This window comes from Burkholderia contaminans (genome assembly GCF_029633825.1).
In the GTDB taxonomy this organism is placed as follows: domain Bacteria; phylum Pseudomonadota; class Gammaproteobacteria; order Burkholderiales; family Burkholderiaceae; genus Burkholderia; species Burkholderia contaminans.
In genome coordinates this window covers 1,149,436-1,167,127 of record NZ_CP090640.1, presented here as the reverse complement: position 1 = coordinate 1,167,127, position 17,692 = coordinate 1,149,436, and the positions used below count along the sequence as shown (strand labels likewise).

Below are 17,692 nucleotides of genomic sequence, written 5' to 3'. Positions count from 1 at the left end.
CTGTTGCGTGCCGGCGTGGCGCTCAGGCGGTCAACGCAGCCTGCATCGATGCGAGGCGCGCGCGAACCGAGGTGTCGAGCACTTCGTCGCCGACCGTCACGCGCACGCCGCCGATCAGCGACGAATCGACTGCGACCGTCGGTTTCAGCTTGCGCTTGAACTTGCGTTCGAGGCCCGAGACGAGACTCTCGAGATCCGCGCCGTTCAGCGGGAACGCGCTCACGATCTCGGCGTCGGCTGCACCTTCACGTTCGTTCTTGAGCGCCTCGAACTGCTCGGCAATTTCCGGCAGCAGCGCGATGCGATGATTGTCGACCAGCATCTGCACGAAGTTCTTCGCTTCGGCGCCAGCTCCGAGCGGCGACTTCACCGCAGCAAGCAGCAACTCGGCTACTTGCGTGCGCGTCACCTTCGGGCTCGACGCGACCGACAGGACTTCCGGCAGACGCGCAACCTGGGCCAGCTCTTGCACGAGCGTGGACCAGGCGGCGATGTCACCGCCCTCGGCCACGCGGAACAGCGCTTCTGCGTAAGGGCGGGCGATGGTTGCAAGTTCGGCCATGATCAGAGCTCGGCTTTCAGTTGATTCAGCAGTTGGGCGTGGGCCGTTTGATCGACTTCGCGCTTCAGGATCTGCTCGGCGCCCTTCACGGCCAGCGTAGCGACTTCGCCACGCAGCGCTTCGCGCGCCTTCACGATTTGCTGTTCTGCTTCCGCCTTCGCCTGGGCGATGATGCGGGCGGCTTCAGCTTGGGCGTTGGCCTTGATTTCCTCGGCGACCGCCTGGGCACGCTTTTCAGCGTCGGCGATGCGCTGCTGGCCGTCATTGCGGGCCTGCGCGAGTTCCTGGTCCACGCGCTTGTGCGCTGCGTCGAGTTCTGCCTTGCCCTTCTCGGCGGCGGCGAGGCCGTCGGCGATCTTCTTCGAACGTTCGTCGAGGGCGTTGATCAACGGCGGCCACACGAATTTCATCGTGAACCACGCGAGGACCAGGAACACGACCATTTGCGCAAACAGAGTTGCGTTGAGATTCACGGTGTTTCCTTATCTGCTATTCCGGAAAAATGAAACGGTAAGGCGCTCATCGAGTTGCATTCGATCAGCGCCCCAAGTCTCCGTTCCGCCCTGCGCCGGCTTGCGCCGGACGCAAATTTCCGAGGAACCTTAGCCTGCGAGCTTCGACAGGAGCGGGTTCGCGAACGCGAACAGCATTGCAACACCCACGCCGATCAGGAATGCCGCGTCGATCAGACCAGCCAGCAGGAACATCTTCGTTTGCAGCGGGTTGATGAGTTCCGGCTGACGTGCGCAGGCTTCGATGTACTTACCACCCATCAGCGCGATACCGATACAGGCGCCGATTGCACCCAGGCCGATGATGATGCCGATACCGATGGCGGTCAGACCTTGGATGTTGGCGATGTAAGCTTGCATGATCACTCCTTTGTGAAAAGACTTGGAACTGAGATTTAAAAAACTAAAACGGAAACTCTTTCTTGCACGCCGCGCTTAGTGCTTGTCGTGCGCTTGGCCGAGATACACCAGCGTCAGCATCATGAAAATGAATGCCTGCAACAGAACAATCAGGATGTGGAAGATTGCCCAGACGCTACCCGCGATCACGTGACCAACGAAGCCGAGGAACGTTGCGTCGCCACCGAAGCTCCACATGCTGCCGAGCAGGGCGATCAACAGGAACAACAGCTCACCCGCGTACATGTTGCCGAACAACCGCATACCGAGGGAGACGGTCTTCGCGAGGTATTCGACGATGTTGAGCGCGAGGTTCGGGATCCACAGCAGCGGGTGGGCGCCAAACGGTGCCGACAGCAGCTCATGCACAAAGCCGCCCGCGCCCTTGATCTTGATGCTGTAGTAGATCATCAGGACGAACACGCCGAGCGCGATGCCGAGCGTGCCGTTCAGGTCGGCCGTCGGGACGATGCGATGGTGGGAAATCACGTCCGACAGACCGAGCAGGCCGATCACGCGGCCCGGCAGGTCGACGGGGAGGAAGTCGAGGGAGTTCATCAGCGCGACCCACACGAACACCGTGAGCGCGAGCGGAGCGATGAAGGTACGATTGCCGTGGACGATGGCCTTCGATTGGTCTTCGACCATCTCGACGAGCATCTCGATCGCGCACTGGAAACGGCCCGGCACGCCCGACGTCGCCTTGCGGGCAGCCAGACGCAGCAGGAGGATCGTCACGATGCCGCAAACGATCGACCAGAACAGCGTGTCGAGATTCCAGACGTGGATGTCGAAAATCGACGTCTGATGCGAGGTGGAGAAATTCTGCAAGTGGTGCGCAATGTACTCGGACGGATCCGGACCGCGCGTGCCTTCGCTAGCTGCCATATCGTTAATGCCACCCAAATTGTCGAAAATCGTTTCGCCAGTTCCGCAACACGCTATTGCGGGAACGGGCCGGTGCGGTTCGTTGTCGAAACCGCACGCTGCTTGTTCCTTACCGCCAGGCCAGCGCGATCCAGTACGTTTTCAGCACGACGAGGTACGTGACGAGGAACGGCACCCAGTGCACGCCGGACCAGCCGAACGCCACTGCTGCGAACATCCCGATCGTCAGAGCGAGTTTCAGGGCTTCGCCCATCACCCAGCTCATCACGGTGGCCGAGCCACCTGCCTTCAGTCGTGCCACGAATACCGCACTGGGCACCCAGCCAATCGCTCCGCCCAGAAACGCGGATTGCGCAGCGGCGCCCGGCGACTTCGAAAACAGCCACCACGCCAGCGTTGCAACCAGGGACAGAACCACTTGCGCGAATACCACCTTATAAGGGGTCACGCGCGAGGGCTTGCTCACGTTCGGGCCGAACAGCTTTTCGGCTTCTGCCCGCGTGAGCGGAACGATGTTGTTATCTTGCTGCTCGGCATCCCAGTCATCATCGAATTCGCGCCGCTCGCCGGCCGCTGAAGCGGTGCGTTGCGTGCGCTGATCATCGTGCCTGTCGTCCGGCGCCTGACCCGCCATCGCAATCTTCCGCAAAATCCTTGAACCCGGCCCCAAGCTTTCTGAAAGCTTTCAGGGGTGCCTAGCTAACAAATCCGGGCGATTGTAAGCGATAGTTGCAAGTGATTCAAGGCTTTAGACGCGACAAAAACCTGCGTAAAACGACGCCTCATCATGTGAAAAAAGCTGCGATTCGACGACGTACGATGACAGTTGTAAGGTCGCTTTTTTGCACCGGTATTTCTTGCCCGAAAAAATGCGGCGACGAGGGAATCGCGAGGAAACGATGCCCGGCGCGGGCGCCGGCGGGGCGTCACGACCGCCGCCCAGAACCCGCGCTGTGACGCGGCTCCAGCCTCGGGCTCGGCACGAAGCCCCGAGCAGGCGAAACACTGTGACCACCCGGCCACGTCGGATGCATGACATCCGGACCGACGCTGACGCAGCGCATCATCCAATCAGTTGTCATGCCACCACAGTCGAGCGACTGTGGATTGCGGCACTTATCAACAGCCCCGCACCAACGCGAATGCTGTGCACCCTCCCCGCCACCCGAATGGCACGCCTGTGCCACGCGCACCGGCATCGCTCAACCGTGAACGAGCAGCCACGCGCCAAGTGCCGCGCTGGCGAGCGCGAATGGAATCGAGACCAGGTGGAACGGCAGCCACATGCGCGGCTCCTTCGCGAGACGCACCGCAATCAGGTTCGCAAGCGAGCCGATCGCGAAACCGAATCCGCCGACCGATACGCCGAATGCTAGCGCACGCCAGTCATGCGTGAACTCCGACAGCAGGATCGCGGCCGGCACGTTGCTGATGCCCTGAGACAGCACGGCACCGGCTGCAAAGATGCGCAGCGGTGAATCGAGATTCGCATGCGCAATCGCGTCATGGATGACGGGCAGCGCCGCCGCGCTGCGCAGCACGACGAACATCAGCACGAAGATCAGCAGCAGCAGCCAGTCGATCTTCAGGACTGCGTCACGTTTGACGACGAGCAGCACGATCGCGACGGCAAGCAGGCCGGGCAGCGGATGGTGCGCATCGGCGAGCAGCACGAATGCCGCGAACAGCACTGCCGCGATCAGCGCATGCATGCGTTGTACGGGAACGGCGACGACGTCGCCGGACAGGTCGAGCGGTTTCGCACGAAACGCGCACGCGGTCAGCACGAGCAGCAGCGCCATCAGCGCGAGCGCGAGCGGGCCGAGCGTCACCACGAAACGGCCGAACGACACGCCGCTCAATTGCCACAGGAAGAGATTCTGAGGATTGCCGAGCGGCGTCGCGACGGACCCCGCGTTGACGGCCAGCGCGACGACGATCACGAGCCGCCGGAACGGCAGTGGCGTCAGCGCGCGCAACGACACCATCAGCGGCACGACGACGAACAGCGCGACGTCGTTGGTGAGCCACATCGACAGCAACGCGGCGAACCCGACGAGCAGCATCGCGAGCCCGCGTTCGGAGTGCACGTGATGCACGATGCGGTGTGCAAGCCACATCAGGCAACCGGACAATTCGAGCGCCTTGGTCAGCATCAGCAGGCCCGCAAGCGTCGCAACCGTCTGCCAGTCGACGCGATCGGCCAATACGGAAAATGGTTGCGGACGCACCCATTGCAGCACAATCAACCCAAGCACGAGCACCGATAGCACGGGCTCCTGCGCAAGCCACCCCAACCACCGGCGCGGCGCCGGTGCGCCCGTCTCCTCCATGCGCCGCCCTTTATTCTTCGGTTGCGACGTTGCCGCGCAGTCGCGCGAGAATGCCTTCGAGCGCGTCGAGGTTGCCGAAGTCGATCGTCACCTGCCCTCGCCCGCGGCGGCCGAGCTTGATCTTCACCGTTGACGCAAGCAGGTCGGACAACTCTTCCTCGAGACGGCGCGTATCGCGACCGCCATCGTCCTTCGCGCGCGCCTTCACGGCCGGCACTTCCTTCGTCGTGTGCGTGACGAGCTTCTCGGTCTCACGCACCGACATGCGCTTGTTGACGACCTGATGGGCAAGCGTGATCTGCGTGGCCGCATCGACGGCGAGCAGCGCGCGCGCATGCCCCATGTCGAGATCACCGGCCAGCAGCATCGTCTGCACCGGCGAAGCCAGGTTCAGCAGGCGCAGCAGGTTCGATACCGCGCTGCGCGAACGGCCGACCGATTCGGCCGCCTGTTCGTGCGTGAAACCGAACTCGTCGAGCAGACGCTGGATACCGTGGGCTTCTTCAAGCGGGTTCAGATCCTCGCGCTGGATGTTCTCGATCAGCGCCATCGCCGCGGCGGCCTGATCCGATACGTCCTTCACGAGCACCGGCACTTCATCGAGACCGGCCAGGCGCGCCGCACGGAAACGGCGCTCACCCGCGATGATCTCGTATTTGTCTGACGAAATGGGCCGTACCAGGATCGGCTGCATCACGCCCTGCGCGCGAATGCTTGCCGCGAGCTCCTGCAGGCTGCCCTCGTCCATCCGCGTACGCGGCTGGTACTTGCCGGCCTGCAGCTTGCCGAGCGCGAGCGTGTTCGGCGCCCCTTCGATCTTCACCGCTTCGGTGATATCGGCACTGCCGCCGAGCAGCGCTTCGAGGCCACGTCCCAAGCCCTTCTTCTTTGGTACCGCGTTCATGTCTTTCTTCCTCGCTTCGCTCATGTCCGGATCACGACACCTCGAACGCGCGAACGCGGTCGATCATTTCGGCACCGAACTGGAGATACGCTTGCGCACCACGCGAGCTGCGGTCGAACACGACGCCCGGCAGCCCGTAACTCGGCGCTTCCGCCAGGCGAACGTTACGCGGAATCACCGCGTCGAACACCTTGTCGCCGAAGTGCGCTTTCAGTTGATCGGAGACTTGCTGCTGCAGCGTGATGCGCGGATCGAACATCACGCGCAGCAAGCCGATGATCTTCAGGTCGCGGTTCATGTTCGCGTGAACCTGCTTGATCGTGTTGACGAGGTCCGACAACCCTTCCAGTGCGAAGTACTCGCACTGCATCGGAATCACGACGCCGTGCGCCGCGCACAGCCCGTTCAGCGTCAGCAGCGACAGCGTCGGCGGACAGTCGATCAGCACGAAGTCGTAGTCGTCGGCCACGCGCTCGAGCGCAGCCTTCAGCCGGCGCTCGCGGTTGTCGATGCTGATCAGTTCGATCTCGGCACCGGACAGCTCGCGGTTCGCAGGCAGCACATCGTAGGTGACGCCGTCCGGGCGGATACGCGCGTCGGTCACCGACACGCCGTCGACCAGCACCTCGTACACGGTCGCTTCGCAGGCAGCCTTGTCGATTCCGCTGCCCATCGTCGCGTTACCCTGCGGGTCGAGATCGATCAGCAGGACTCGTTGCTCCTGCGCTGCAAGGCTTGCGGCGAGATTGACCGATGTCGTCGTCTTGCCGACGCCCCCCTTCTGGTTCGCAACGCAGAAGATCTTTGCCATCGTTGGTGTGTTCCCTTTACCTTCAAACAAACGGCGCGCTACTGCGCGCCGGCCCTTCAATTCGCTTCGTCGACGGCCACTTCGATCAGATGCCGTTCGGCATCGAGCATCGGAACCGCCAGCCGTATCGTCTGCTTCACGCGGCTGCCCTCCGGCAATCGCGCAATCTCGTCGTCCGGATGGACGCCCTTCATCGCCCAGATCGATCCGCCCGGCGCGACCAGATGTCGAGCAAGTTTAACGAAGTCGGATAGATCCGCGAAAGCGCGGGATACGATCATGTCGAATTTTTCCGGCACTTCGACGCCGGGCTGAAGCGATTCGACCCGACCGGTGACCACCGACAGGTTCGCGAGCTTCAGCTCCGCACGCATCTGAGTCTGGAATGCAGACTTCTTATGCACGATATCGTTCAGCGTGATCAGCCAGTCGGGCTCGACGATCGCCAGCACGATACCCGGCAACCCGCCGCCCGAGCCAACGTCGAGCACGCGGGCCGATGCAGGGCCACGCAGATGCGGGACGATGGAGAGCGAATCGAGAATGTGCTGGATCAGCATCTGCTTCGGGTCGCGGATCGCGGTCAGGTTGTAGACCGCGTTCCACTTGCCGAGCAGCGCGACATAGTCGAGCAGCTGGTTGCGCTGTGCATCCGTCAATGCGAGGTCGAGCGCCGTCGTGCCTTCGACGAGCATCTGTTCCAGTACGTCCCGATTAACCGCCGGCGCGCGACGCGCCGTCATTGTTGCGTCGGGACGGCGCCGTCCCCCTGCTCCGTTGCCTCTATGGCAGTGCCATTACGGCGCCCCAGGCCGCGGCGCTTCAGGTGCACCATCAGCAGCGAGATCGCTGCCGGCGTGACACCCGAGATGCGCGACGCCTGCCCGATCGTTTCCGGCCGGAACTCGTTGAGCTTCTGGCTCACCTCGAACGACAGGCCGCGGACTTCGCGGTAATCGATACCGTCCGGCAGGCGCGTGTTCTCGTTCGCGTCGTTGCGTTCGATCTCGGAGGCCTGGCGCTCGATATAGCCCTGATACTTGATGCCGATCTCGACCTGCTCCTTGATCTGCTCGAGCATCACCGGATCGTCGGCCAGCGGCTCAGCCGGGCCGCATTCGCCGCCCTTCAGTCCACACACGCCGTCGTAGCTGATCCCCGGGCGGCGCAGCAACTCGGCGAGGCTGTATTCGTGGTCGATCGCCTTGCCGAGGAGCGCGGTCGCCTCTTCCGCCGGCAACGTCTTCGGCGTGACCCACGTCGACTTCAGGCGTTCGGTTTCACGTGAAACAGCGTCGCGCTTCCGGCTGAATGCGTCCCAGCGCGCGTCGTCGACGAGCCCCAGTTCGCGGCCGATCTCGGTCAGGCGCATGTCGGCATTGTCTTCACGCAGGCTCAGGCGATACTCGGCGCGGCTCGTGAACATCCGGTATGGCTCGGCCACGCCACGCGTCACGAGATCGTCGACCAGCACGCCAAGGTAGGCCTGGTCACGGCGCGGGCACCAGGCGTCCTTCTCCTGCACGTAGCGGCCCGCATTGAGGCCGGCCAGCAGACCCTGCGCGGCCGCCTCTTCATAGCCGGTCGTCCCATTGATCTGGCCCGCAAAGAACAGCCCGTTGATCGCCTTCGTCTCCAGCGACGCCTTCAGCGCACGCGGGTCGAAGTAGTCGTACTCGATCGCATAGCCGGGGCGCAGGATATGGGCGTTCTCGAGGCCGCGCATCGAATGCACGAGCTCGAGCTGGACATCGAACGGCAGGCTCGTCGAGATCCCGTTCGGATAGAACTCGTTGGTCGTCAGCCCTTCCGGCTCCAGGAAGATCTGGTGCGACTCCTTCGACGCGAACCGGTGAATCTTGTCCTCGATCGACGGGCAATAGCGCGGCCCGACGCCTTCGATCACGCCTGTATACATAGGCGAACGGTCGAGACCGCCACGAATGATGTCGTGCGTGCGCTCGTTCGTGTGCGTCACCCAGCACGGCAGCTGCTGCGGATGCTGCTCCGCTCGGCCGAGGAACGAGAAGACCGGGATCGGATCGAGATCGCCCGGTTGTTCGGTCAGCTGCGAGAAATCGATCGAGCGGCCATCGATACGCGGCGGCGTACCCGTCTTCAGGCGGCCCTGCGGCAGCTTCAGCTCCTTCAGGCGCGACGACAGCGACACGGCCGCCGGATCGCCCGCGCGACCGCCCGTGTAGTTGTTCAGGCCGACGTGGATCTTGCCGTCGAGGAACGTACCGGCGGTCAGCACGACCGCACGGGCGCGGAAGCGGATGCCGATCTGCGTAACGGCGCCCACCACGCGATCGCCTTCGACCATCAGGTCGTCGACGGCCTGCTGGAACAGCCAGAGATTCGGCTGGTTCTCGAGCCGGTGACGGATCGCGGCCTTGTACAGGATGCGATCGGCCTGCGCACGCGTCGCGCGCACAGCCGGGCCCTTCGACGAATTGAGGATCCGGAACTGAATACCGCTCTCGTCCGTCGCGGCGGCCATTGCGCCGCCCAGCGCATCGACTTCCTTGACCAGATGGCCCTTGCCGATACCGCCGATCGACGGATTGCAGCTCATCTGCCCAAGCGTTTCGATGTTGTGGGTCAGCAGCAGTGTCTTTGCGCCCATACGGGCGGACGCCAGCGCAGCTTCGGTGCCGGCATGACCGCCACCGACGACGATGACGTCAAATTCTGTGGGAAAAAGCATGGTGGATTCCGTCCGCAGGACTGCGCACGAACCTATCTGAGAAATGTATGGGGCGAATTATAGCGGGTTCGCTTTTCGCCCGAATGCCGTCCGAATGGTAGGGTCTGTGCATTTCGGCGATTTTTCGGTGGCGAACCGACGAATCTGTGGTTCAGCGCCCACGCCTGCGAAGCCTCCGGCCCGCCCTCCGCACATCGCTGCGCCTGTGCAGCGATCCATTTGGCGGGAAATTTCACGTGGAACACACAACACGTTCGAGGCCTGTGCCCCGCCCCCAACACCCTGAGGAAATACCCTGTGCAAACCATCCGCCCCCTTCCGCACAGAATTTCCGTCGATTCGCTCGGCACTTATCCCCTGTGACGCCGTACATCGTCGGCCAGCGGAACGACCGATCAACTCCGAACGACAACCAGGATCGCCATCTGCACTGTGGATATCTCGCGACCCGCCGCCGCTGCACAGAGCTTTTTGATGGTTCCTCCGGTACTTATCCCCTGGTTATTAACCGTCGATGCATCGACATCACATCTCGCCCCGAAAACAAAAGCGGCGTGTTTCACGTGAAACACGCCGCCCATTTCCCGCCAACCGCGCCACCGATCAAGCCGTTTTCTTCGCCAGCCCGAGGTAGGTTTCGATCACGCGCGGATTCTGCGCGAGTTCCGCCGCCGGCCCTTCCAGCGCAAACTCGCCCGTCTCCAGCACATAGCCGTAGTCGGAGATCTGTAGCGCAGCCCGCGCGTTCTGCTCGATCAGCAGCGTCGCCACACCCGTCCCGCGCAACGCGCTGATGATATGGAAGATCTCCTTCACGATCAGGGGCGCCAGGCCGAGGCTCGGCTCGTCGAGCATCAGCAGGTCGGGCTTGCCCATCAGCGCGCGGCCAACCGCGAGCATCTGCCGCTCGCCGCCGGACAGCGTGCCGGCCGCCTGCCTGCGTCGCTCCCTCAGCCGAGGAAACAACGCGAACACGTGATCGAGCTGGTCGAGGAAGTTCGCCTCACCGGCCAGCTTGCGCCGATACGCGCCCAGCACGAGGTTGTCCTCAACCGTCATCGTGCTGAACAGCTCACGCTTTTCCGGCACGAGGCACATCCCGCGCGCGACGCGCTGCTCGACCGGCAACGCACCGACGTCGTGACCGCGATACACGACCGCGCCCGACGCATGCCCGTTCACCGGCAGTGCGCCCATGACCGCGTTCAGCAGCGTCGACTTGCCGGCTCCGTTCGGTCCGATCACGCTGACAATCTGCCCCGCACCGACCTTGATCGCCGTGCCGTGCAGCGCCTCCACCTTCCCGTATCGGACCGCCAGCCCGCGCACTTCGAGAATCGGTATCGTCGTGTCCGTCATCACTCCACCCCGCCCAGATACGCTTCGAGCACCGCCGGATCCTGCTGCACGTCCTGCGGCAGCCCTTCCGCGATCCGCGTGCCGAACTCCATCACCACCAGCCGGTCGGTGAGATTCATCACGAAATCCATGTCGTGTTCCACGAGCAACACGCTCATGCCTTCCGCCTTCAGCCGCCGCAGCAGGTCGGCGAGTTGCTGCTTCTCTTGGTAACGCAGCCCGGCGGCCGGCTCGTCGAGCAGCAGCAGTGTCGGGTCGCAGCACAGCGCGCGCGCGATTTCGAGAATCCGCTGCTGGCCCAGCGCGAGGCTGCCCGCTTCGTCGTACATGTGCTTCTCGAGCCCGACGCGGCGGATCTGCTGTGCGGCCTCGGCCAGCAATTGCGCTTCCTCATGGGCATTGAGCCGCGCGACGCTGCGCCACACGCCCGTATGGCCACGAAGGTGCGCGCCGATCGCGACGTTCTCGAGCACCGTCATCGCCGGCAACAGCTTCACGTGCTGGAACGTCCGGCCGATGCCGCGGCGGACGATCTGGCGCGATGTGAGCCCATCGATGCGCTCGCCACGGAACGTGATCGTGCCGCCCGTCGGCTTCAGCACGCCCGTCACGAGGTTGAACGTGGTCGACTTGCCGGCGCCGTTCGGGCCGATCAGCCCGATGATCTGCCCCGCTTTCACGTCGAAGCTGACATCGTTGACGGCCACGAGCCCGCCGAACTGCTTGCGCGCGTTGTCGACGACGAGCAGCGGCTCGCCGGCCGCAGGCTTCGCGCGTTGCGGCAACGGATCGGCATGCTCGGGCACATGCGCACGCGGCCCGTGCGGGAACAGCCTGGCGACGAACGGCCACACGCCCTGGCGCGCGTACTGCAGCAGCAGCACCATCAACACGCCGAACACGATGATCTCGAAGTTGCCTTCCGAGCCGAGCAGCTTCGGCAGCAGCGTCTGCAGGTAGTCCTGCAGCACGGTCAGGATCGCCGCGCCAAGCACTGCGCCCCACACGTGCGACACCCCGCCGACCACGGCCATGAACAGGAACTCGATCCCGTGATTCAGCCCGAACGGTGTCGGGTTCACCGCACGCTGCAGGTGCGCGTACAGGAAGCCCGATACGGCCGCGAGCACGGCCGCATAGACGAAGATCACGACGCGCATCCACGCGGTGTTCACGCCCATCGCCTCGGCCATCACGCCGCCGCCGCGCAGCGCACGGATCGCTCGGCCTGGGCGGCTGTTCAGCAGGTTCTGCACTGACACGATTGCAGCCAGCACGACGGCCCAGATCAGGAAATACAGGCTGCGGCCGCTTTCGAGCGTGATGCCGAACAGGTTCAGCGCCGGAATACCGTTGATCCCGTCGTACTTGCCGAGCAGTTCGAGATTGCCGAACAGGTAGAACAGCGCGAGGCCCCACGCGATCGTGCCGAGCGGCAGGAAGTGGCCGGACAGCCGCATCGTGACCGCCCCGAGCACGAGCGCGACGAGCGCCGTCAGCACGACGCCGACGATCAGCGCGAGCCACGGCGACACGCCATAGCGCGTCGTCAGGAACGCGGTCGCGTAGGCGCCGATGCCGACGAACGCGGCCTGCCCGAAGCTCGTCATCCCGCCGACGCCCGTGAGCAGCACGAGCCCGATCGCGACGATCGCGTAGAGGCCGATGTAGTTCAGCAGCGTGATCCAGTATTCAGGCACCTGTAGCGCGCCGGGCAGTACCGGCAGCGCGAACAGCACCACGAGAAATACCCAGAAGGTCTTGTTGCGTACCATCGTCTTCATCGCATCACTCCTCTTCCTCTTCCGCGTGCGGCGTCGCGAAGCTCCGCCACAGCAGCACCGGAATGATCAGCGTGAACACGATCACCTCCTTGTAGGCGCTCGCCCAGAACGACGAATACGATTCGAGCACGCCGACGAGCAGCGAGCCGGCAGCCGCGAGCGGATAGCTGACGAGCCCGCCGATGATCGCGCCGACGAAGCCCTTCAGGCCGATCAGGAAGCCCGAGTCGTAGTAGATCGTCGTCAGCGGGCCGACGAGGATCCCGGACAGCACACCGAGCCCCGCCGCGAACGTGAACGCGAGCCGCCCCGCCTCGGTCGTGCCGATGCCGACGAGCCGCGCGCCGAGCCGGTTCACCGAGGTCGCGCGCAGCGCCTTGCCGGCGATCGTGCGGCCGAAGTACACGTAGAGCGCGCCGATCAGCACGAGCGCCGTCACGACGACCAGGATGCTCTGCACCGACACGGTCATGCCGCCGATCGACAGCGACGCATCAGAGAAGCCGTTGGTGCGCGAACCTTCCGCGCCGAACATCACGAGCCCGAGGCCGACCATCGCGAAGTGGACGGCGACTGACACGATCAGCAGCAGCAGCGTCGTGCCTTCGGCGATCGGCTGGTAGACGAGCCGGTAGACGAACGGCCCCATCGGCACGACGATCGCGAGCGTCAGCGCGATCTGCGCGAGCATCGGCAGCGGCTGCGCGGCGAAGCTGCGCGTGATCGCGAATACTGCGAGCGGCAGCAGGATGTAGCGGCTGCCGAGTGTCGCGAGCGTGCGTCCGAGCTGATGGCGCCGTTCGCGATGCCGGATCAGGCCGCCGACTTCGAGCAGGAAGCACGCGATGCCCATCACGAACAGCAGCCAGCAGGTGGCGGGAAATTTCTGCGCCTGCAACGCGGCAAGCGTCAGCGCACCATAGGCGACGAATTCGCCCTGGGGAATGAAGATCACCCGCGTGACGGAAAACACCAGTACGAGCGCCAGCGACAGCAATGCATATATGGCGCCGGTCGTGATGCCGTCTTGCGCGAGGATCGCTGCAATCGAGAGATCCATACGTTTCGTGTATCGAGAATGCTGCGGAGAAACGAAAGACAGGAACGGCCGGGGCGCACGCGCCGCAAGATCGGCGCGTCGCGCGCCACGCAGCGAGCCCCGGTGGTTCCATACGACATGGGCACGGTCGCGGGCCGGTCGGGTCCGGCGCGCTGCCGGCGGCATGCACGGCGCCATTCGCGCCGCGCACGCCGGTTTCACGTGACGCTTATTCGGCCTGCAGCTTCCACTTGCCGTCGACGATCTGCACCATCACGCGCGCACGCGTGTCGAAGCCGTTGTGGTCGGTCGGCGTCATGTTGATCACGCCGTGCGATACGGGCAGGTCCTTCACGTTCTCGATCGACGCACGCAGCGCCTCGCGGAACGCCTCGGTGCCCGGCTGGCCCTTCTTCAGCGCTTCCGGAATCGCACGCTGCAGCAGCAGCCCCGCATCCCACGCGTGGCCGCCGAACGTCGCCAGCGAGCCCGCGCCGTACGCCTTCTCGTACGCGGCCTTGTAGCCGAGCGCCGGCTTCTTCACCGGGTTCGAATCGGGCAGCTGGTCGGTCACGAGCACCGGGCCGGCCGGCAGGATCTCGCCTTCGCAATCCTTGCCGCACACGCGCAGGAAGTCGTTGTTCGCGACGCCGTGCGTCTGGTACACCTTACCCTTGTAGCCGCGCTCCTTCAGCGTCTTCGCCGGCAGCGCCGCCGGCGTGCCCGAGCCGGCGATCAGCACCGCATCCGGATTCGAGCCCATCAGCTTCAGCACCTGCCCCATCACCGACGCATCGGTCCGGTTGAAGCGCTCGTTCGACACCAGCTTCAGCCCGTTCTTCGCCGCCGCCGCATCGAACGTCTTGTACCAGCTGTCACCGTACGCATCGGCGAAACCGATGAAGCCGACCGTCTTCACGCCGTGCTTCGCCATGTAGCCGGCGATCGCGTCAGCCATCAGCTGGTCGTTCTGCGGCACCTTGAACATCCATGCGCGTTTCGCGTCCATCGGCGAGATGATCTGGGCGCTCGCCGCGAGCGAGATCGTCGGCGTCTTGCCCTGCGATACGGGGTCGAGCATTGCGAGCGAGTTCGGGGTGACGGACGAGCCAATGATCGCGTCGACGTGATCTTCATCGATCAGCTTGCGCACGTTCTGCACCGCGCGGCTCGTGTCGGATGCGTCGTCGAGCACGATGTACTGCACGCTCTTGCCGGCGATTTCCTTCGGCAGCAGCGCGATCGTGTTCTTCTCCGGAATCCCGAGCGATGCGGCCGGCCCGGTGGCCGACAGCGTCACGCCGATCTTCACCTGCGCCGACGCCGTTGCCGCCGCGCACACGAGGCCCGCGGCAAGCAGCGCCTCCATCCATCGATTCATCTTCATTTACGTTGTCTCCAAACGCTGCTCGAAAAAACCACGGGTCGCTCGGCGGCTCCCGGTCCCCAAACAAGTTAATATCTTAATTATCCCGCCCGGCCACGCCCATGCTCGTTTTCCCGTGAAATGCCGCACCCATGCGCCGCATGCCGGCCGCAACGGTCGTTCGACCGTCACGATGCGCAATGGCAATGTCGTCGCGATGAAGAAGGCGAAGAAATGCAGGATCGTGCGGGAGATCGATGCGAGCGCAACGATAGCGGGAACGCACACCGATCCGGCCTGATGCGACCGGATGGACAAGCGGTGAAACGTCGGAAAGCCGGCGGCTCATGAGGCAGCGGGTATGGATGCGAACGCAACGACCTGCGATGGCGCCGGAACGGGCATACAGGCCGTGGAACAGCTCGGGAAAGCCGCGACGAGCTGCCCCCTTCCCCACGGCGAACGAACGGCACCCGCCGCCTCTCCTGCCCCGAACCATCGTCCTGCGCTGCTCATCCAACCGTACTCCCTCTTCTGCATTCTGCTTGTAGGAGAACTGCCGACCGTTTTCCCGACCGCGCGGTCGGCGAAAGCTGAGTGTAACGGACGCGTTTCGCGCACGCCAACCGGGTAAGCCCGGACGGCATGCGCGCAACAGCGCGCTGTCCGCGAACGAACAACCGGAACAGGAAAAAACGAAGGGACGGCGCGAAGCGCGGAAGAGAGGCGGTGCGAATGCAGGCGCACGACAGGATGATCGCGCAGGCCGGTGCACCATCGAGGGAAATCCGTGCACGCAAATGAAAAAGCGCTGTTGGATTCCGTCCAACAGCGCTTTGGGGTCCGGGCACTTTGTGCCTCGATTGTCTCCTCGTTCTCCACCTGCAAATTCGTTTCGCGGTGCATCAGAACTAGAGTGAATCTTAAAGAGGCTTAAGCACCACGGCAACTTAGCATTTACCCCTATGGTGCATCGCCGCACGGAAATGGGGCACTAGTCTGCCTCACGGCACCGGCCCGAGCCCGCTCCTGCGCCCTTCCGGAGCATGCAGGATGGTGCTTCGCATCAACGCCCGGTGACGCGCGCAGCACGCATTCAGGACGCCCTGAGCGGCTTGATCCGCGCGACCATCTCGCCGACGATGCCGCGCCGGAACGCCAGCACGCACGCGATGAAGATCAGCCCCGTGACGATCGTCGCCGATTCGCCGAGCGAATGGAACCACGCGACGCCCGTCGTCGATGCGAGCCATTCGCCGATGTCGCCGAGCCGGTCTTCCAGTGCGACGATCAGTGCCGCGCCCAGCAGCGGCCCGAACAGCGTGCCCATCCCGCCGACGAGCGTCATCAGCACGACGAGGCCCGACATCGTCCAGTACGCGTCCGACAGCGTCTCGAAACCGAGCACCAGCACCTTCAGCGAGCCGGCCAGCCCCGCGATGCCCGCCGACAGGATGAATGCGAGCAGCTTGAAGCGGTCGGTGTCGTAACCGAGCGAGATCGCGCGCGCTTCGTTCTCCTTGATCGCGACGAGCACCTGGCCGAACGGCGAATGCACGACCCGCACGATGAACGCGCACGCGGCGACCACCACCGCGAGCACGACGTAGTACAGCGCGACGTCGTTCGACAGGTCGAGCAGCCCGAACAGGTGGCCGCGCGGCACGCCCTGCAGCCCGTCCTCGCCATGCGTGAACGGCGCCTGCAGGTAGATGAAGTAGACCATCTGCGCGAACGCGAGCGTGATCATCGCGAAGTAGATGCCCTGCCTCCGGATCGCGAACAGCCCGACGACGAGCCCGAGCAGCGTCGCGGCAACGGTACCGACCAGCACGCCGAGCTCGGGCGTGAAACCGAGCGTCTGCATCGAATAACCGGTCGCATAGCCGGCGGTCGCGAGGAACATCGCATGGCCGAACGACAGCAGCCCCGTATAGCCGATCAGCAGGTTGAACGCGGCCGCGAACAGCGCGAACGTGAGCACCTTCATCACGAACACCGGGTATGCGCCGATGAACGGCGCGGCGAGCAGTGCGGCGAGCAGCACGCCGTAGAGCACTTTTCTCTGCATCATTTTTCCTTGCCGAAGAGGCCTGCCGGGCGGAACAGCAGCACGATCGCCATGATCACGAACACGACGGTGGCCGACGCTTCGGGGTAGAACACGCGCGTGAAACCCTCGATCACGCCGAGCAGCAGGCCCGTGACGATCGAGCCGAGGATCGAGCCCATCCCGCCGATCACGACCACCGCGAACACGGTGATGATCATCGGCTGGCCCATCAGCGGCGAGACCTGGATCACCGGCGCGGCCAGCACGCCAGCGAACGCGGCGAGCGCGACGCCGAAGCCGTAGGTGAGCGTGATCATCATCGGCACGTTCACGCCGAACGCCTCGACGAGCTTCGGGTTCTCGGTGCCCGCACGCAGGTACGCGCCGAGGCGCGTCTTCTCGATCACGAACCACGTCGCGAGACACACCGCGAGCGACGCGACGACGACCCACGCGCGGTAGTTCGGCAGGAACATGAAGCCGAGGTTGGTGGCGCCGGACAGCTGCGACGGCACGTCGTACGGCTGGCCCGACGAGCCGTAGATCGACCGGAACACACCTTCGACGACCAGCGTGAGCCCGAACGTGAGCAGCAGCCCGTACAGGTGATCGAGCTTGTACAGCCAGCGCAGCATCGAGCGCTCGATCAGGATCCCGAATGCGCCGACCACCAGCGGCGCGATCACGAGCATCGCCCAGTACGGCAGCCCGAAGTACGACAGGCCCATCCACGCGAGCATCGCGCCCAGCATGAACAGCGCGCCGTGCGCGAAGTTGATCACGTTGAGCAGCCCGAAGATCACCGCGAGCCCGAGGCTCAGGATCGCGTAGAACGAGCCGTTGACGAGCCCGAGCAGCAACTGGCTCAGCATCGCCGGCAACGGAATGCCAAAGATTTCCATCGACTTAGCCGTCAGAATGAGTGTCGTTGCGTGCGCAACTTTCAAGCGTCGCACGCGCGGGCGGCGCAGC

The 17,692-nt window shown here is 64.2% G+C and carries 16 protein-coding genes; all 16 read right to left on the bottom strand.

Features of this window, described 5'->3' with window-relative positions; translation table 11 throughout:
- Positions 1-22 precede the first annotated feature (22 nt).
- The 16 genes from LXE91_RS05445 to LXE91_RS05370 all read right to left on the bottom strand — a co-directional run bounded on the left by LXE91_RS05445 (position 23) and on the right by LXE91_RS05370 (position 17,622).
- Positions 23-562 (bottom strand): F0F1 ATP synthase subunit delta, encoded by a 540-nt coding sequence (locus LXE91_RS05445; protein WP_011350524.1) that lies wholly within the window; start codon positions 560-562, stop codon positions 23-25.
- A 2-nt stretch (positions 563-564) separates the two neighbouring features.
- Positions 565-1,035, bottom strand: coding sequence for a F0F1 ATP synthase subunit B (locus LXE91_RS05440; protein WP_039351436.1), 471 nt, complete (start codon positions 1,033-1,035; stop codon positions 565-567).
- 129 nt (positions 1,036-1,164) lie between these two features.
- A complete protein-coding gene (gene atpE / locus LXE91_RS05435) occupies positions 1,165-1,434 on the bottom strand; it encodes a F0F1 ATP synthase subunit C (protein ID WP_006482730.1) in 270 nt (89 codons plus the stop codon).
- Between the two features lie 75 nt (positions 1,435-1,509).
- Positions 1,510-2,361 carry a F0F1 ATP synthase subunit A gene (gene atpB / locus LXE91_RS05430; RefSeq protein WP_039351439.1) on the bottom strand — a complete coding sequence of 284 codons (852 nt, stop codon included), beginning with the start codon at positions 2,359-2,361 and terminating at the stop codon, positions 1,510-1,512.
- A gap of 109 nt (positions 2,362-2,470) precedes the next feature.
- Entirely contained in the window at positions 2,471-2,995 is a 525-nt protein-coding gene (locus tag LXE91_RS05425; protein ID WP_039351442.1) for an ATP synthase subunit I, read from the bottom strand.
- 568 nt (positions 2,996-3,563) lie between these two features.
- A complete protein-coding gene (locus LXE91_RS05420; protein ID WP_039351445.1) occupies positions 3,564-4,694 on the bottom strand; it encodes an SLC13 family permease in 1,131 nt (376 codons plus the stop codon).
- 10 nt (positions 4,695-4,704) lie between these two features.
- Complete coding sequence (locus LXE91_RS05415) at positions 4,705-5,598, bottom strand: ParB/RepB/Spo0J family partition protein (RefSeq protein WP_039351447.1); 894 nt, start codon at positions 5,596-5,598, stop codon at positions 4,705-4,707.
- Positions 5,599-5,629: 31 nt separating this feature from the next.
- A complete protein-coding gene (locus LXE91_RS05410; RefSeq protein ID WP_039351450.1) occupies positions 5,630-6,409 on the bottom strand; it encodes a ParA family protein in 780 nt (259 codons plus the stop codon).
- Positions 6,410-6,465: 56 nt separating this feature from the next.
- Positions 6,466-7,152, bottom strand: a complete 687-nt coding sequence (rsmG, locus tag LXE91_RS05405; protein WP_039351453.1) for a 16S rRNA (guanine(527)-N(7))-methyltransferase RsmG — start codon at positions 7,150-7,152, stop codon at positions 6,466-6,468.
- The gene (gene mnmG, locus LXE91_RS05400) at positions 7,149-9,119 is read right to left on the bottom strand and encodes a tRNA uridine-5-carboxymethylaminomethyl(34) synthesis enzyme MnmG (protein ID WP_039351456.1); all 1,971 of its coding nucleotides are present in this window, start codon (positions 9,117-9,119) and stop codon (positions 7,149-7,151) included. The genes rsmG and mnmG overlap by 4 nt, the downstream gene beginning before the upstream one ends.
- A gap of 603 nt (positions 9,120-9,722) precedes the next feature.
- Positions 9,723-10,478, bottom strand: coding sequence for an ABC transporter ATP-binding protein (locus LXE91_RS05395; protein WP_039351459.1), 756 nt, complete (start codon positions 10,476-10,478; stop codon positions 9,723-9,725).
- Positions 10,478-12,262: a branched-chain amino acid ABC transporter ATP-binding protein/permease gene (locus tag LXE91_RS05390; RefSeq protein WP_046196265.1), complete on the bottom strand. Its 1,785-nt coding sequence runs from the start codon at positions 12,260-12,262 to the stop codon at positions 10,478-10,480. Before LXE91_RS05390 ends, LXE91_RS05395 begins: the two co-directional genes overlap by 1 nt.
- 4 nt (positions 12,263-12,266) lie before the next feature.
- Entirely contained in the window at positions 12,267-13,322 is a 1,056-nt protein-coding gene (locus LXE91_RS05385; RefSeq protein WP_039351461.1) for a branched-chain amino acid ABC transporter permease, read from the bottom strand.
- 208 nt (positions 13,323-13,530) lie between these two features.
- Positions 13,531-14,688, bottom strand: coding sequence for an ABC transporter substrate-binding protein (locus LXE91_RS05380; protein WP_039351464.1), 1,158 nt, complete (start codon positions 14,686-14,688; stop codon positions 13,531-13,533).
- Between the two features lie 1,075 nt (positions 14,689-15,763).
- Complete coding sequence (locus tag LXE91_RS05375; RefSeq protein WP_039351467.1) at positions 15,764-16,738, bottom strand: branched-chain amino acid ABC transporter permease; 975 nt, start codon at positions 16,736-16,738, stop codon at positions 15,764-15,766.
- Positions 16,738-17,622, bottom strand: coding sequence for a branched-chain amino acid ABC transporter permease (locus tag LXE91_RS05370; RefSeq protein ID WP_011350508.1), 885 nt, complete (start codon positions 17,620-17,622; stop codon positions 16,738-16,740). Before LXE91_RS05370 ends, LXE91_RS05375 begins: the two co-directional genes overlap by 1 nt.
- Between the last annotated feature and the right edge of the window lie 70 nt (positions 17,623-17,692).

Excerpts from the sequence above, each read along its gene's own strand:
- LXE91_RS05415 (WP_039351447.1), bottom strand. The coding sequence starts at position 5,598 with ATGAACGCGGTACCAAAGAAGAAGGGCTTGGGACGTGGCCTCGAAGCG.
- LXE91_RS05370 (WP_011350508.1), bottom strand. The coding sequence starts at position 17,622 with ATGGAAATCTTTGGCATTCCGTTGCCGGCGATGCTGAGCCAGTTGCTG.
- atpE (WP_006482730.1), bottom strand. The coding sequence starts at position 1,434 with ATGCAAGCTTACATCGCCAACATCCAAGGTCTGACCGCCATCGGTATC.
- rsmG (WP_039351453.1), bottom strand. The coding sequence starts at position 7,152 with ATGACGGCGCGTCGCGCGCCGGCGGTTAATCGGGACGTACTGGAACAG.
- LXE91_RS05425 (WP_039351442.1), bottom strand. The coding sequence starts at position 2,995 with ATGGCGGGTCAGGCGCCGGACGACAGGCACGATGATCAGCGCACGCAA.
- LXE91_RS05380 (WP_039351464.1), bottom strand. The coding sequence starts at position 14,688 with ATGAAGATGAATCGATGGATGGAGGCGCTGCTTGCCGCGGGCCTCGTG.
- LXE91_RS05375 (WP_039351467.1), bottom strand. The coding sequence starts at position 16,738 with ATGCAGAGAAAAGTGCTCTACGGCGTGCTGCTCGCCGCACTGCTCGCC.
- LXE91_RS05410 (WP_039351450.1), bottom strand. The coding sequence starts at position 6,409 with ATGGCAAAGATCTTCTGCGTTGCGAACCAGAAGGGGGGCGTCGGCAAG.
- LXE91_RS05445 (WP_011350524.1), bottom strand. The coding sequence starts at position 562 with ATGGCCGAACTTGCAACCATCGCCCGCCCTTACGCAGAAGCGCTGTTC.
- atpB (WP_039351439.1), bottom strand. The coding sequence starts at position 2,361 with ATGGCAGCTAGCGAAGGCACGCGCGGTCCGGATCCGTCCGAGTACATT.
- LXE91_RS05395 (WP_039351459.1), bottom strand. The coding sequence starts at position 10,478 with ATGACGGACACGACGATACCGATTCTCGAAGTGCGCGGGCTGGCGGTC.
- LXE91_RS05390 (WP_046196265.1), bottom strand. The coding sequence starts at position 12,262 with ATGAAGACGATGGTACGCAACAAGACCTTCTGGGTATTTCTCGTGGTG.
- LXE91_RS05385 (WP_039351461.1), bottom strand. The coding sequence starts at position 13,322 with ATGGATCTCTCGATTGCAGCGATCCTCGCGCAAGACGGCATCACGACC.
- mnmG (WP_039351456.1), bottom strand. The coding sequence starts at position 9,119 with ATGCTTTTTCCCACAGAATTTGACGTCATCGTCGTCGGTGGCGGTCAT.
- LXE91_RS05420 (WP_039351445.1), bottom strand. The coding sequence starts at position 4,694 with ATGGAGGAGACGGGCGCACCGGCGCCGCGCCGGTGGTTGGGGTGGCTT.